We start from the raw sequence: 14,586 nt of genomic DNA, 5'->3' as shown, positions 1-14,586 counted from the left end.
GGCGCGCGTCTACCCTCGTGCGCCCCGTATTCATGCGGAAAGCCCATAATGCCCAACCTTGCCGACTTGCCCGCCCATGCCAAACCGCTTTTGCCGGGGCTGTTACTGAGCGCGACCATCGCCGCCGCCGCCAGCTTTCTGGGTGCGCATTACGGCGCGCCGGTCATGCTGTTCGCGCTGTTGTTGGGCATGGCGTTCAACTTCATGCATGAAAGCGGCCCCTGCCGCGCGGGCGTGGATTTCGCCGCGAAATTCGTGCTGCGCTTGGGTGTCGGCTTGTTGGGCATTCGTATCGCGCTCGAAGATCTTGCGCAGATTGGCCTGTCGGGTGCGGCGCTCTTGGTCGGGCTTATTGCCGCGACGATTGCGACGGGCTTCATCGCGGCCCCCTTGTTCAAGCGGCAATGGCGGTTTGCGCTGCTGACGGGCGGCTCTGTCGCGATTTGCGGGGCGTCGGCGGCCTTGGCCATTGCTGCCGTCATCCCGCATAACGACAAGACGGAACGCAACACGCTGTTTACCGTCATGGCCGTGACCGCGCTGTCCACGGTGGCGATGGTGGCCTATCCGCTTCTGTTCGGCGCGCTGGGCTTTTCCGAGGTCGAACAGGGCTTTCTGATCGGGGCCACCATCCATGACGTGGCCCAAGTCGTTGGCGCGGGCTTTACCGTGTCCGACACGGCGGGCGAAACCGCGACCATTACCAAGCTCTTCCGCGTGGCCATGCTGCCGGTGGTGCTGGTTGTCATCGGGCTGGTGCTGCGCGCCAGCGGAGCAGGGCAGGGCGAAGGGCGCGTGGCACTTCTGCCCTGGTTCATGGTGCTGTTCTTGGCACTCGTTGGCCTTGGCAGCGCGGTCGATCTGCCAGAGGCCTTGGTCACGCAGGTCAATACCGCGTCGCGCATCTGCCTTGTGACGGCGATTGCCGCGCTGGGCGTCAAGACCTCGCTCAAGGCATTGAGCGCCGTTGGGCCGGGGCATATGGCGATTGTCGTGATAGAGACGTTGGTGCTGCTGACCCTCGCCCTCGGCACCTTGCTGCTGTTCCACCCGATCTGACCGGGGTCGCGCGGGGCTTACAGAGCGCCTGATTGAAACAGGCGCACCTTCATGCCGCCATGCGGGATGGGCGCGCCGGCCTCCAGCTTCAGCCCCGTGGTATGGGCAAGCTTGGCCTCGGTTGTCACAAGCCCCACGCGCCAGCCTTGAAACTGCTCGGCCAGCACTTTGCCCAAGCTGGCATATAGCCCGTAAAGCTGCCCGATATTGCCGATACGCCCGCCATAGGGCGGGTTGACCATGACCAGCCCCGGCGCGCAATCGGGGCGCGTGAGCGCGCTGACCGGCTGGCAAGTGAAGCTGGTCCAGTCGCACAGGCCCGCGCGTTCCGCGTTGGCACGTGCGCCCTGGATTGCGCCCTGGTCGCGGTCAAAGCCGAAATAACGACGTTCAGGCACCCGGTTGGGTGCCGGTTGCGGGGGCAGATCGCGGGCGGCTGCAAACTGTTCAAAGGCGAAACCGCGTGCGCGGCCCGGTGCAAGACCGGCGGCGATCTCGGCTGCTTCCAGCACGAAAGTGCCCGACCCGCACATCGGGTCCAGCACCGCTTGGCTGCCGTCATAGCCCATCTGCCGCAGGAACGCGGCGGCCATGGTTTCGCGCAAGGGCGCTTTGCCGGTGAATTGCTTGAAGCCGCGCTTGTGCAGCCCTTCGCCCGATGTGTCGAGCGAGATGGTCGCCAGATCGTCGTCGATCCGCAGCATCACGCGCAGCCCGTCCGCAGAGATTGGCGCGCCCACAAGATCGGCAATCGCGCGCTCTATCCGCTGTGCGGCGGCTTTCTGGTGGTAGATGCGCGACTTGGTGCAGCTCGCTTCAACCCGCACCGGCACATCCGCGCGCAGCCAGTCGGCCCAAGGCAGCTTTCGCGCGCGTTTGTCCAGCTGCGCCAGATGCAGCGCGCGGAATTCGCCAATACGCAACAGCACGCGGCTGGCGATGCGGCTTTCGCGGTTGGCGCGGGCCAGCTCTGCCATACCGCCCGAAACCTCGACGCCGCCCGCCAATGCCTTCGCGCCGCGCAAGCCAAGCTCTTGCGCCTCTGCCAGCAGAAGCGGCTCGAACCCCGGCAGGCAGGCCATGAAAATCGTGTAATCGTCCATGGCCCCGCGATAGGGCGAAACGCGCCACTTGGCGAGCGGAAACTTAGCCCGCCAGCCGATCCATGGCTTCGGCCAGTTTCACATCCAGCGCGCTCAGCCCGCCTGCGTCATGCGTGGTCAGGGTGACGCGCACGGTCTTGTAGACGTTGAACCATTCCGGGTGGTGGTTCATCTTTTCCGCCACGATGGCCGCGCGGGTCATCCAGCCGAAGGCGTCGATGAAATTGGCGAATGTGTAGGTCTTTTCCAGCGCGTCGCGCCCGTCGACCAAGGTCCAGCCATTGGCCAGAAGCGGCTCCAACGCGGCGCGATCCGTCAGTTTCTCTGCCATGAAAACCTCTCAACTTTTGCGGAAGGGCGCGAAATTCGCCAGCGTCGACATCTCGTAGTCAATCGCCGCGCGTTCCTCGCGCAGGTAGCGCGCGACCGCTTGGTGAAATCCCGGTTCGGGGAAATGGTGCAGCGAGTGTATTTCGCTGGGCATATAGCCGCGCGCCAGTTTATGCGTGCCTTGCGCGCCCGCTTCGACACGCGTCAAACCCTGCGCTATGGCGAAATCCATCGCCTGATAATAGCACAGCTCGAAATGCAGGCAGGAATGATCCTCGACGCAACCCCAATAGCGACCATAAAGGCAGTCACGCCCGATGAAGTTCAAGGCACCCGCGATGGGTGCGCCCTCGCGCTCTGCCAGAACCAGCAGCACATCGTCGCGCATGGTGTCTTGCACGATGTCGAAAAACGCCCGCGTCAGGTAAGGCGTGCCCCATTTGCGCGCGCCGGTATCCTGGTAGAATTCCCAGAAGGCATCCCAATGCTCTGGCCGCAGGTCATTGCCGGTATAGGCGCGGATCTCGCCGCCGAAACCCTGCGCCGTGGCGCGTTCCTTGCGGATGGTTTTGCGCTTGCGTGACGAAAGCGCACCGAGGAAATCGTCGAAACTGCCATAGCCGGAGTTTTCCCAGTGGAATTGCTCTGTCACCCTATGCAGGAACCCGTGCTCGGCCCCGCGGGCGGCTTCTTCTGCTGTGCAAAAGGTGACATGGGCCGAGGAGAGCCGATTGTCGCGCGCCACCTGCGCCATGGCCTGCAAAATGGTGGCTGTGCCTGCGTCCTCACACCCCGGTTTGCACAGGAAGCGCCGACCCGTTGCGGGCGTGAAGGGCACGGCACTTTGCAGCTTGGGGTAATAGCTACCGCCCGCGCGTGTGTAGGCTTGGGCGAAGGCATGGTCGAAAATATATTCGCCTTGGCTGTGCGATTTCACGTAATGCGGCGCGACTGCGATCAGCGCGCCATCCTGTTCGACCAGAATATGGCGCGGCTCCCACCCCGTGCCGGTGCCGACAGAGCGCGACGCTTCCAGCGCGTGCAGAAAACGGTGCGTGGTAAACGGGTCGGCGGGGCGGCCATCTGCGGCCTCGGGGCAGGCGCAGGCGTCCCAATCCTGCGCCGATATCTCGGCCAGGGACGAGATCAGCGTGACCGAAAGCGCCCCGCCATCCGCCATCAGATTGCCGCGAGCAGCGCCTCGCCACCCGAGATTTCGCAGGTGCCGGGGCTTTCTTCAGGCAGGAAAACTTTGACGACGCCATCTTCCACCAGCATTGCATAGCGCTTCGAGCGGCCCATCAGCCCCACGGGCGGCGCGTCGAAATTCAGGCCAAGCGCCTTGGTATACGCGCCCGTGCCGTCGGCCAGCAGGGTCAGGCCCGCGTCATTCGCACCCGTCACCTCGCCCCATGTCTTCATCACGAAGGCGTCGTTGACAGAGATGCAGATGATTTCATCGACGCCCTTGGCCATGAACTGGTCCTTGGTGCGGATGAAGCTGGGCACATGGGCCGAATGGCAGGTCGGCGTGAACGCGCCGGGCACGGCGAAGATCACGACTTTCCGGCCTTTGGTCAGGCTGGACAGCTCGACCTGTTCCGGCCCGTCCGCACCGATGCGCGACAGCGTGGCCTCTGGCAGCGTATCTCCGACTTTGACTGACATAATCCATCCCTCTGTTGGTTGTGTTTCGCTTTCCCACCGATATAGGGTTCGCCACGGTTTGGGCCAGAGGGGCAAGGTCAGGATGGACAGAATTGTTGTCGTGGGCGCAGGGCAGGCAGGGGCATCGCTGGTGGCCCGTTTGCGCGCCAAAGGGTTCGACGGGTTGATCACGCTTCTGGGCGAAGAACCCGTGCCACCCTATCAGCGCCCGCCCTTGTCCAAGGCCTATCTGCTGGGCAACATGGCGTTGGAACGGCTGTTCCTGCGGCCGGAAAGCTTTTACGCGGATCAGGGGATTACGCTGCGCACCGATGCGCGGGTGACAGGGCTGGACCGGTCCGCGAAGCAGGTGCATCTGGGCGACGAAGTCTTGCCATATGATGCGCTTGCGCTGACTACCGGGTCCATTCCCCGCCACTTGCCTGCCAGCATCGGCGGCACCTTGCCCGGCGTCTATACCGTGCGCGGCTTGGCCGATGTCGATGCGATGGCGTCCGAATTCCGCGAGGGCGCGCGCGTCGTCATCGTGGGCGGTGGCTATATCGGGCTGGAGGCGGCGGCGGTGGCCGCGAAGCGCGGGCTGGATGTGACCGTGCTGGAAATGGCCCCGCGCATTCTGGCGCGCGTGGCGGCGGCGGAAACCGCCGAGGCCGTCCATGCCCTGCACGCACGCCACGGCGTGCGTATTCTGACCGAAACGGCCCTTGCGCACATTGACGGCACCGAGCGGGTGACGGGTGTCACATTGGCGGATGGCACCGCGCTCCCCGCCGATTTCGTGATCGTCGGCATCGGCATCGCGCCCGCGACCGATCTGGCCGAAAGCGCCGGTCTGACACTGGACAACGGCATCGCCACCGACGCGCAGGGCCGCACCAGCGACCCCGCGATCTGGGCGGCTGGCGATTGCGCGTCTTTCCCGTGGCAGGGCGGGCGCTTGCGGCTGGAAAGCGTGCAGAATGCCATAGACCAAGCCGAATGCGTGGCCGACAACATGCTGGGCGCGGGCCGCGATTATGCGCCCATGCCGTGGTTCTGGTCGGACCAATACGACATGAAGCTGCAAATCGCAGGTCTGAACGCGGGCTACACGCGCGTGGTGGTGCGAGAAGCGCCCGCGCGCAGCCATTGGTATTTTAAGGATGACAGCCTGATCTCGGTCGATGCGCTGGGCGATCCGCGCGCCTACATGGTCGGCAAACGCATGATCGAACAAGGGATCACCCCCGACCCCGCCGCGCTGGCTGATCCCGCGAGCGACCTGAAAGCGTTGTTGCAGGCATGAGGATCATCGGCGGCACATCTCGCGGTCTGATCTTGGCCGATGTCGGCGCGGGCGATGCTGGGGCGCATCTGCGCCCCACATCCGACCGCGTGCGCGAGGCGATGTTCAACCTGCTTATCAACGGTGCCGATGCGATTGCGCTGGACGGTATCCGCGTGCTGGACCTGTTCGCGGGCACCGGTGCGCTGGGGCTGGAAGCGCTGTCGCGGGGGGCCATCTTCGCCTGTTTCATCGACGATGGCGCGGCGGCCCGCGCGCTCTTGCGCGAGAACATAGAGAAGATGCGCGCCATGGGCCGCACCAAGGTGTTCCGCCGCGATGCAACGACACTGGGCGCAAACCACGGCGCGGGCTTTGGCCTTGTGTTCCTTGATCCGCCCTATGGCAAGGGCTTGGGGCAAAAGGCGCTGGCATCCGCCGTGGCGGGCGGCTGGCTGGCCCCCGGCGCGCGCATTGTCTGGGAGGAAAGCGCCCCGCAGCTTGCGCCCCAAGGCTTTGCGATGGTCGATCAGCGCCGCTACGGCGACACTTATGTAACCATGCTGGATTATACCCCATGACCCCGAAACTGGTGATTTTCGACTGCGACGGCGTTCTGGTCGATAGCGAGCCGGTGATGATGCATTTCTTGCGCGACGAGCTGGCTATCTACGGGCTGGACATGAGCGTAGCGCAAGCGACCGAGCATTTCATCGGCGGTACCCTGACAGGCGTTGCACAAAAGGCGCGTGGCATGGGGGCCGATCTGCCCGAGGGCTGGGTAGAGGATTTCTACGCCCGGCTTTACGAACGTCTGGCCAAGGGCACGAAGCTGATGCCCGGTGTCGTGGCGGTGCTGGACCGGCTTGATGATGCTGGCATCGGCTATTGCGTGGCGTCGAACGGGCGTGTCGCCAAGATGCGCGTCACCTTGGGCCAGCACCCCGAGACATGGGCGCGGCTGCAAGGGCGGATGTTCTCGGTCGAGCATGTGGGCGTGCCGAAACCCGCGCCGGACCTGTTCCTGCACGCTGCCAGAACACTGGGGGCAGACCCGGCGCATTGCGTCGTGGTCGAGGACAGCCCCACCGGCGCGCGGGCAGCGCAGGCGGCCGGGATGCGGTGTTTCGGCTACGCGCCCGAAGGTGACGGGCCAAGACTCGCGGCAGAAGGCGCGCGTCTGTTCCGGTCGATGGATGAGTTGCCCGCCCTGTTAGGCCTTTAGGCGAATAGAAAAAAGGGGCGCACGCGGCGCCCCTTTTCGTTTGGTTTCCGGTCAGCTTACGCCAGATCGAAGCGATCCGCGTTCATGACCTTGACCCAAGCTGCCACGAAATCCTGCACGAATTTCCCGGCATTGTCGTCCTGGGCATAGACCTCTGCATAGGCCCGCAGGATAGAGTTCGAGCCGAAGACAAGGTCCGCACGGGTGGCGGTGAATTTGGCCTTGCCCGTCTTGCGGTCCTGCAACTCGTAGGAATTGCGGCCCTTCGGTTCCCACTTCCATGCCATGTCGGTCAGGTTGACGAAGAAATCGTTCGTCAGCGCGCCGACACGGTCGGTAAAGACGCCATGCGCCGTGCCGCCGTGGTTGGTGCCCATAACGCGCAGACCGCCGACAAGGCAGGTCATTTCATGCGCCGTCAGGCCCATGAGTTGCGCGCGGTCGAGCATCATTTCCTCGGCCGAGACGACATAGTCCTTCTTCATCCAGTTGCGGAACCCATCTGCGACGGGCTCCAGCCACTTGAAGCTGTCGGCATCGGTCATCTCGTCGGTCGCATCGCCACGGCCCGGTGCAAAGGGCACCTCGATATCGAACCCGGCAGCTTTCGCGGCCTGCTCCACGCCGACATTGCCCGCCAGCACGATCACATCGGCAATCGATGCGCCGGTTTCTGCGGCAATGGGCTCCAGAACCGACAGGACACGGGCCAAGCGCTCGGGCTCGTTGCCTTCCCAGTCCTTCTGCGGTGCCAGACGGATGCGTGCGCCGTTGGCTCCGCCACGATAGTCCGACTTGCGGAAGGTGCGGGCGCTGTCCCAAGCGGTGGCGACCATGTCGGCAACCGACAGACCGCTCGCGGCGATCTTCGCCTTCACGGCGGCTACGTCATAGTCCTTGTTGCCAGCCGGAACCGGGTCTTGCCAGATCAGCACTTCGGTCGGGGCTTCCTTGCCGATATAGCGCTCCTGCGGGCCCATGTCGCGGTGGGTCAGCTTGAACCACGCGCGGGCGAAAGCATCGTCGAACGACGCGGGGTCCGCCATGAACTTCTCGCAGATGGCACGGTAAGCCGGGTCCATCTTCATGGCCATGTCGGCATCGGTCATGATCGGGTTGTAGCGGATCGACGGGTCTTCGACATCGACCGGCTTGTCTTCTTCCTTGATGTCGATGGGCTCCCACTGCCATGCGCCTGCGGGGGATTTCTTCAATTCCCACTCATAGCCGAACAGCAGCTTGAAATAGCCCATGTCCCACTTGGTAGGGTGCGTGGTCCACGCACCCTCGATGCCGGACGTCACCGCATCGCGGCCCACGCCGCGGGTCTTGTGGTTCATCCAGCCAAGGCCGCCTTCTTCCAGAGCGGCACCTTCGGGGGCCGGACCAAGGTTTTCCGCCCGGCCATTGCCGTGGCATTTGCCGACCGTGTGGCCGCCAGCGGTCAGGGCGACGGTTTCCTCGTCATTCATGGCCATGCGGGCGAAGGTTTCGCGCACATGGGCGGCCGTTTTCAGCGGGTCGGGCTGGCCGTTCACGCCTTCGGGGTTGACGTAGATCAGGCCCATCTGCACCGCTGCAAGCGGGTTTTCCATGGTCGACGCGTCGCTGACGTTGTCATACCGCTCGTCCGAGGGGGCCAGCCACTCTTTCTCGGACCCCCAGTAGACGTCTTTTTCCGGACCCCAGATGTCTTCACGGCCCAGCGAGAAGCCGAAGGTCTTCAGCCCCATGTCCTCATAGGCAACGGTGCCCGCAAGGATAATCAGGTCTGCCCAGCTGATCTTGTTGCCGTATTTCTTTTTCAGCGGCCACAGCAGGCGGCGCGCCTTGTCGAGGTTTGCGTTATCCGGCCAGCTGTTCAGCGGCGCGAAGCGGATATTGCCGGTGCCGGCGCCGCCACGGCCATCGGCCACGCGGTAGCTGCCGGCGGCGTGCCACGACAGGCGAATCATCAGACCGCCGTAATGACCCCAGTCAGCCGGCCACCAGTCTTGGCTGTCTTTCAGAAGCGCTTTCAGATCGGCTTTCAGCGCGTCGTAATCCAGCTCTTTCACCGCTTCGCGATAGTTGAAATCGCCCAGCGGGTTCGTCTTGGTGTCGTGCTGGTGCAAGATGTCCAGATTCAGCGACTTGGGCCACCATTCCATGACATCGCTGCCGGTGGTGGTCAGCGCGCCATGCATGACCGGGCATTTGCCCGCGTTATCGGAACCGTCCATGTTTCCCTCCATGTTTGATCTGGAATGGGTCTAACATGTGGGGCGGATCAGGAATAGTTTTTTGTTCTGATCGAATTGATAACCTGAACTTATAGATCAGGCTGAAACCAAGTCGCGAAGCTGGTTCATGACCCGCACCAATTCGCGGGCAATCGCGGGCTCTGACAGCGCGTGTCCTGACATACCGACCATTTCCAGCCGCGAGCGGCCCCAGTTGCGGTGCAATTCCCACGCGGTGGTGGGCGGACAGATCATGTCATAGCGCCCCTGCACGATGGTGCCCGGCACATTCGCCATTTTCGACAGCCCATCCATCAGCGCGCCATCGTCGCCCAGAAAGCACCCGTTCGAGAAATAGTGATTCTCCAGCCGGGCAAAGGCGCGGGCGTAATCGCTTGGGGCGTCGCCCCCAACCAGCCCGCGCGTCTCTATCGAGGCGAGCGCGTTTTCCCAGCGTGTCCATGCGCGGGCGAAGCGGTTTTCTTCGTGAATGTCACCGCTGAACAGCCGGCGGGCATAGGCCGCGATCAGGTCGTGATGCTCGTCTTCGGGGATGGGGCGGATGAATTGTGCCCAGAGTTCGGGGAAGAACCGTGCGGCCCCGCCGCCATAAAACCAGTCCAGTTCGGCGCGCGTGCCCATGAACACCCCGCGCAGCACGACATGCGCCACGCGCTCGGGCTGCGCTTGGGTGTAAGCCAGCGCCAAGGTGGCCCCCCAAGACCCGCCGAAGACGATCCAGCGGGGGATCTCCAGCACCTCGCGGATCAGCTCTATATCGGCCAGCAAATGCGCGGTGGTGTTCGCATGGGTCGAGGCCGAGGGCTTCGAGCGCCCGCAACCGCGCTGGTCAAACAGCACGACGCGGTAATGGTCGGGGTCGAAAAAGCGGCGCATGGTCGGGCTGCACCCGCCACCGGGGCCGCCATGCAGAACCACCACGGGCAGACCGTCTGGATTGCCGCATTGTTCGACATAAACACGATGGCCATCGCCCACGTCCAGCAGGCGCTGGTCGTAAGGCTCGATATAAGGGTAAAGCCCCCTATGTGCGTTATCGTGTCCGACTGGCTTGTCCATGTGCGAAACTATATAGATCGGCTCAGTCGCCCGCCATGGGGCAGTTGGAAAAAACCGAGGGGACCATGACCATAACCACGATTGACCCTGCCGAGGTGGCGAAATTCGAGGCGATGGCCGCCGAATGGTGGGATCCGAACGGCAAGTTCAAACCGCTGCACATGCTCAACCCCTGCCGGCTGGACTATATCACCCGCCAGATTGCCGCCGAATTTGACCGTGACCTGACCGCGCCCGTGCCCTTCGAAGGGTTGCGCCTGCTGGATATTGGCTGCGGCGGCGGGTTGCTGTCGGAACCCATGGCACGGCTTGGGGCAGAGGTGGTCGGCGCCGATGCCGCAGAGCGCAACATTCCGGTGGCGCAAATTCATGCGCAACAGGAAGGCTTGCAGATCGACTACCGCCACACCACGGCCGAGGATATGGCGGCAGCCGGCGAGCAGTTCGATGTCGTGCTGAACATGGAAGTGGTCGAACATGTGGCCGACCCGCTGGCCTATCTGACGGCGTGTCAGCAGCTTTTGAAACCGGGCGGGCTGATGGTCTGCTCGACCCTGAACCGCAACCCGAAAAGCTACCTGATGGCGATCATCGGCGCGGAATATGTCATGCGCTGGCTACCCAAGGGCACGCATGACTGGGCCAAGTTCATCACGCCGGATGAGCTATACGACCTGATCCGCCGTGCGGGGCTGGAGCCGGTGGACCGCACCGGGTTCGTGTTCGACAAAATCCGGTGGAACTGGTCGCTGTCCGAGCGCGACTTGTCGGTGAATTACGTGACGGCGTCGGTAAAACCGGGCGCATAGGCCCGGTTGACCGCAAGGCCCCGGGTCAAGCCCGGGGCGCGTGTCACGCGCTGCGCATCACCTGCGCCACCGCGCGCGCAACATCGCCCGCGCGCGACGGGTCCAGCCCCGCCATGTTCACCCGCCCGTCCCACAGCATGTAGATGCCATGCTCTTCGCGCAGCTGTGTCACCTGCGCCTCTGACAGCGGCAGGATGGAAAACATGCCCTGTTGCGCGGCTACGCTGCCCATGCGGTCGGACCCGGTTGCCGCGCGCAGCGCATCGGCCAGCGCGCGGCGGTTGGTTTGCACGCGGCTGCGCATCTCGTCCAGTTCTTCCTGCCACTGGGCGCGCAGCAGCGGATCGCCCAGGATGGTGCTGACCACGCGGCCCCCATGGTCGGGCGGGAAGGCGAAACTCTGGCGGCTCAGGCCCGCAAGCGACGTCGCAAGGCTCGCGCGGTTGTTTTCGGGCACAACCGCCATCGCAATGCCCACCCGGTCGCGATAGAGGCCGAAATTCTTGGAACAACTGGCCGCGATCAGCACTTCGGGCAAACGCGCCGCCAGATGGCGCAACCCGCCCGCATCGGCATCCAGCCCTTCGCCAAAGCCCTGATAGGCCATGTCCACGAAGGGGGTGGCGCCTGTGCTCTCCAGAAGGGCGGCGACCTCTGCCCAGTCTTGGGGGGACAGGTCCACGCCCGTGGGGTTGTGGCAGCAGCCATGCAGCAGAACCACCTCGCCGGGTTGCGCGGCCCCCAGATCGGCAAACATGCCGTCGCGGTCAAGCGCGCCCGCGTCCGCATCCAGATAACGGTAGGGCCGCGCCTGCAACCCCGCCGCTGCGATCAGCGGGCCGTGGTTCGGCCATGTCTGCGCGCTGACCCAGACGGTTGTGCCGGGGCGCACCTTGGCAACCAAGTCGCAAATCTGGCGCACCGCCGACGTGCCGCCCGGCGTGCCCACGGCAGCCACACGCGCGCTGGGCACGGCACCGCCCAGAAGCAGCCCTTCCATCGCGTTAAGAAACGCAGCGTCCCCCGCCAACGACAGGTAGCTTTTGCTGTCCTGCTCGGCCAGTATCCGCGCCTCTGCGGCCTTGACCGCGCGCATGACCGGGGTGCGGCCCTGTGCGTCGCGATAGACCCCCACGCCAAGGTCGATCTTATCCGCGCGCGGGTCTTCGGCATAGGCCTGCATCAGCGCGATGATGCCGTCCATCTTGGGGGCGGGCAGGGTTTCGAACATAGGTTTAGTCCTGTGCCTTGGTCCAGTCGCGGGTCAGAAGGCGCGTGCGGTCCTCGCGCCGGACCACGGAAAACCCGTGCCGCTGGTACTGGATCAGCGCGCGCGGATGGTCGAGCGTGCAGGTGTTGACCGTCAGCTTGCCGACCCCGTCTTGCGCCCAAGCCGTCAGGATCGCGGTGCGCAGCATCCACGACCCGAAGCCACGCCCGACAACGCCGGGCACCAACCCGAAATAGCACAGCTCGCATGTCTCGCCCGCCGACCAATCCAGCAGGAAGAAGCCGTGCGGCCAGCCCTTGTCGATCAGCGAATAAAGCGCGACTTCTGGCTTCTTCAGCCAAGCGTCGATTTCTGCATCCTCGCTGGCGTGCAGGTCTGTCCAGGCGTAGTCGCGGCCAACCGCATCATAGAGCGCGCGGAAATACCAGACGGGCGGCGCTTCGGCACGCAGCAGCGCGCCTGTCATGGCTGTCGGGGTGTGCGGCCAGTCATAGCTTGGCCGTTCGGTCATTTCCAAGAATGTGACAGTGTAGGGAACTGTTTCCCCGGCGCGGTAGGTGGTCATCCCTGTTCCACCTTCAGGTCTGGGAACAGACCCCATTCCGACCATGACCCATCATAAAGCGCGTGGTCGCGGTGGCCCAGAATTTCCAGCCCCAACGACAGGATCGCCGCCGTCACGCCCGACCCGCAGGTGGTAATCACCTTGCGGTCAAGATCGACGCCCGCGCCCTCGAACGCCGCGCGCAGCGCGTCGCCGCGCTTCATGGTGCCATCGGCATTCAGCAATTCGGCATAATGCAGGTTCAGCGCGCCCGGCATATGGCCCGAGCGCAAGCCTTCACGCGGCTCTGGTTCGTCGCCGCGAAAGCGCGAGGGGCTGCGGGCGTCCAGAATTTGCCAGTCACGCAGCTTGATCGCGGCGGCGACCTGGCTGACATCCTTCACCAGATGCGGCTGGCGCTGCGCGGTCATGTGGCGTTCGCGCAGGACGGGGGGCATATCTTCGACCGGGCGGCCTTCGGCTTGCCATTTCGGAAAACCGCCATCCAACACGGCGATGTCGGTTTTACCCATCAGCCGGAACATCCACCACACGCGCGCGGCCGAGAACAGGCCAGAGCCGTCGTAGACCACCACCTGATGCCCATCGCCCACGCCCATGGCGCGGGTGCGCGACATGAATTTCTCGACCGGGGGGGCCATGTGGGGCAGGGCAGAGCGGTGGTCGCTGATGTCGTCAATATCAAAGAAACGCGCACCGGGGATATGCGCGCGCTCATATTCCGCTTTCGCGTCGCGCCCGGTCGCGGCCATGTAATAGCTTGCATCCAGCACGCGCAGATCGGGGTCGGACAAATGCGCGGCCAGCCATTCGGTAGAAACCAGCGTTTTCGGATCGTCCATGTTTGCCCCCTTGGCTATCGTGCTTGTTTACACCTACCGAGGCAGGTGCAGACTGGCAAGCGGGGCTTTTCGCGGGCTGCCCCTTGGCGTATTCACTCTGGGATGACCGACACGCTGACCGCGCTTTACGACCGCAAGATCGAAGACGGCACGCTGCGCCCCGACCCGGCACAGCGCGCGGCCCTGCCATTGTTCCAGCCGATCCTGGAGCATCTGGCACAGCCCGCGGCCAAGGCTGGCGGGCTGAGGGGGTTGTTTGGCCGCGCCAAGCCCGCACCTGTGCCAGGGCTATATCTGTGGGGCGGGGTGGGGCGTGGCAAATCCATGTTGATGGACCTGTTCGTGGCCCATGCGGGCGATGTTCCCAAGCGGCGGGTGCATTTCCACGCCTTCATGCAGGAAATCCACGCGGGTATGCACAAGGCCCGCCAAGCCAACACGCAAGATGCGCTGGCCCCGGTGGCCGATGCAGTGGCCGCGCAGGTGCGCTTGCTGGCCTTTGACGAGATGCAGATCACCGACATCACCGATGCCATGGTCGTGGGCCGCTTGTTCGAGCGGCTGATGGATGCGGGCGTGGCGATTGTGACCACCTCGAACCGCCCGCCGGATGATCTGTATAAAGACGGGCTGAACCGCGCGCTGTTCCTGCCCTTTATCGACATGCTGAAGGCCCGCATGGTCGTGCACCACCTGGAATCGGAAACCGATTACCGCCAGCATCGACTGGCGGGCGCACAGGTCTATTTCGCCCCGTCGGGCGCACAGGCCCGCGCGCGGCTGGACCAGCTTTGGGACGACCTGACCGGCCACGATCCGGGCCATGAATTGCGTCTGCGGGTCACGGGCCGTGACGTGGTCATCCCCAAGGCGCATAACGGCGTGGGCCGGGCATCGTTCTGGGAGCTGTGCGGCCAGCCCTCGGGCGCGGCCGACTATCTTGCCATTGCAGAGGCGCTGCGCGTGTTGATCCTTGATGACATTCCGCAGCTATCTTCCGGCAATTACAATCAGGCCAAACGTTTCGTCACGCTGGTAGATGCGCTTTACGAGGGGCGTGTGCGCCTGATCGCCTCTGCGGCGGCAGAGCCGGAAAAGCTATATACCGAGGGCACCGGCGCCTTTGAATTCGAACGCACAGCCAGCCGCCTGCGCGAAATGCAAAGCGCGGATTGGCAGGGCTGATCC

The 14,586-nt window shown here is 64.2% G+C and carries 15 protein-coding genes; 6 read left to right on the top strand and 9 right to left on the bottom strand.

The window, feature by feature from the left end:
• Window positions 1-48: 48 nt before the first annotated feature.
• A complete protein-coding gene (locus J1C52_RS12425; protein ID WP_227428275.1) occupies window positions 49-1,059 on the top strand; it encodes a YeiH family protein in 1,011 nt (336 codons plus the stop codon).
• Window positions 1,060-1,076: 17 nt separating this feature from the next.
• Here J1C52_RS12425 and J1C52_RS12420 read toward each other — a convergent pair whose 3' ends face one another.
• The 4 genes from J1C52_RS12420 to J1C52_RS12405 are packed head-to-tail and all read right to left on the bottom strand — an operon-like array spanning window position 1,077 to window position 4,160.
• Complete coding sequence (locus J1C52_RS12420) at window positions 1,077-2,162, bottom strand: THUMP domain-containing class I SAM-dependent RNA methyltransferase (protein WP_227428274.1); 1,086 nt, start codon at window positions 2,160-2,162, stop codon at window positions 1,077-1,079.
• A 43-nt stretch (window positions 2,163-2,205) separates the two neighbouring features.
• Window positions 2,206-2,493: a 4a-hydroxytetrahydrobiopterin dehydratase gene (locus tag J1C52_RS12415; protein WP_227428273.1), complete on the bottom strand. Its 288-nt coding sequence runs from the start codon at window positions 2,491-2,493 to the stop codon at window positions 2,206-2,208.
• Window positions 2,494-2,502: 9 nt separating this feature from the next.
• Window positions 2,503-3,672, bottom strand: coding sequence for a GNAT family N-acetyltransferase (locus J1C52_RS12410; RefSeq protein ID WP_227428272.1), 1,170 nt, complete (start codon window positions 3,670-3,672; stop codon window positions 2,503-2,505).
• Window positions 3,672-4,160, bottom strand: a complete 489-nt coding sequence (locus tag J1C52_RS12405) for a peroxiredoxin (protein ID WP_227428271.1) — start codon at window positions 4,158-4,160, stop codon at window positions 3,672-3,674. Before J1C52_RS12405 ends, J1C52_RS12410 begins: the two co-directional genes overlap by 1 nt.
• 82 nt (window positions 4,161-4,242) lie before the next feature.
• Between J1C52_RS12405 and J1C52_RS12400 the strand changes: the two genes are divergently transcribed.
• From J1C52_RS12400 to J1C52_RS12390, 3 genes are read left to right on the top strand one after another with little or no spacing between them, the layout of a single operon-like run.
• A complete protein-coding gene (locus tag J1C52_RS12400; RefSeq protein WP_227428270.1) occupies window positions 4,243-5,445 on the top strand; it encodes an NAD(P)/FAD-dependent oxidoreductase in 1,203 nt (400 codons plus the stop codon).
• Complete coding sequence (rsmD, locus tag J1C52_RS12395) at window positions 5,442-6,005, top strand: 16S rRNA (guanine(966)-N(2))-methyltransferase RsmD (protein ID WP_227428269.1); 564 nt, start codon at window positions 5,442-5,444, stop codon at window positions 6,003-6,005. The genes J1C52_RS12400 and rsmD overlap by 4 nt, the downstream gene beginning before the upstream one ends.
• Entirely contained in the window at window positions 6,002-6,649 is a 648-nt protein-coding gene (locus J1C52_RS12390) for an HAD family hydrolase (RefSeq protein WP_227428268.1), read from the top strand. Before rsmD ends, J1C52_RS12390 begins: the two co-directional genes overlap by 4 nt.
• A 56-nt stretch (window positions 6,650-6,705) precedes the next feature.
• Here J1C52_RS12390 and katG read toward each other — a convergent pair whose 3' ends face one another.
• A complete protein-coding gene (katG, locus tag J1C52_RS12385) occupies window positions 6,706-8,871 on the bottom strand; it encodes a catalase/peroxidase HPI (protein WP_227428267.1) in 2,166 nt (721 codons plus the stop codon).
• Window positions 8,872-8,967: 96 nt separating this feature from the next.
• Window positions 8,968-9,951: a prolyl aminopeptidase gene (gene pip, locus J1C52_RS12380; protein ID WP_227428266.1), complete on the bottom strand. Its 984-nt coding sequence runs from the start codon at window positions 9,949-9,951 to the stop codon at window positions 8,968-8,970.
• Between the two features lie 65 nt (window positions 9,952-10,016).
• Here pip and ubiG point away from each other — a divergent pair, with 65 nt between their 5' ends.
• Window positions 10,017-10,760, top strand: coding sequence for a bifunctional 2-polyprenyl-6-hydroxyphenol methylase/3-demethylubiquinol 3-O-methyltransferase UbiG (gene ubiG, locus J1C52_RS12375; RefSeq protein ID WP_227428265.1), 744 nt, complete (start codon window positions 10,017-10,019; stop codon window positions 10,758-10,760).
• A gap of 43 nt (window positions 10,761-10,803) precedes the next feature.
• Here the strand turns inward: ubiG and J1C52_RS12370 are convergent, their stop codons facing one another.
• Genes J1C52_RS12370 through sseA form a run of 3 tightly spaced genes read right to left on the bottom strand, consistent with a single transcriptional unit; the run spans window position 10,804 to window position 13,398 of the window.
• Window positions 10,804-11,991, bottom strand: coding sequence for an aromatic amino acid transaminase (locus J1C52_RS12370; RefSeq protein WP_227428264.1), 1,188 nt, complete (start codon window positions 11,989-11,991; stop codon window positions 10,804-10,806).
• 4 nt (window positions 11,992-11,995) lie between these two features.
• Complete coding sequence (locus tag J1C52_RS12365) at window positions 11,996-12,556, bottom strand: GNAT family N-acetyltransferase (protein ID WP_227428263.1); 561 nt, start codon at window positions 12,554-12,556, stop codon at window positions 11,996-11,998.
• A complete protein-coding gene (gene sseA / locus J1C52_RS12360) occupies window positions 12,553-13,398 on the bottom strand; it encodes a 3-mercaptopyruvate sulfurtransferase (protein WP_227428262.1) in 846 nt (281 codons plus the stop codon). The genes J1C52_RS12365 and sseA overlap by 4 nt, the downstream gene beginning before the upstream one ends.
• A gap of 102 nt (window positions 13,399-13,500) precedes the next feature.
• Between sseA and zapE the strand changes: the two genes are divergently transcribed.
• Complete coding sequence (gene zapE, locus J1C52_RS12355) at window positions 13,501-14,583, top strand: cell division protein ZapE (protein WP_227428261.1); 1,083 nt, start codon at window positions 13,501-13,503, stop codon at window positions 14,581-14,583.
• Window positions 14,584-14,586: the final 3 nt, after the last annotated feature.

It is taken from the genome of Roseibaca sp. Y0-43 (genome assembly GCF_020667835.1).
Classification (GTDB): domain Bacteria; phylum Pseudomonadota; class Alphaproteobacteria; order Rhodobacterales; family Rhodobacteraceae; genus Roseinatronobacter.
This window is presented reverse-complemented; position numbering and strand designations above follow the sequence as displayed.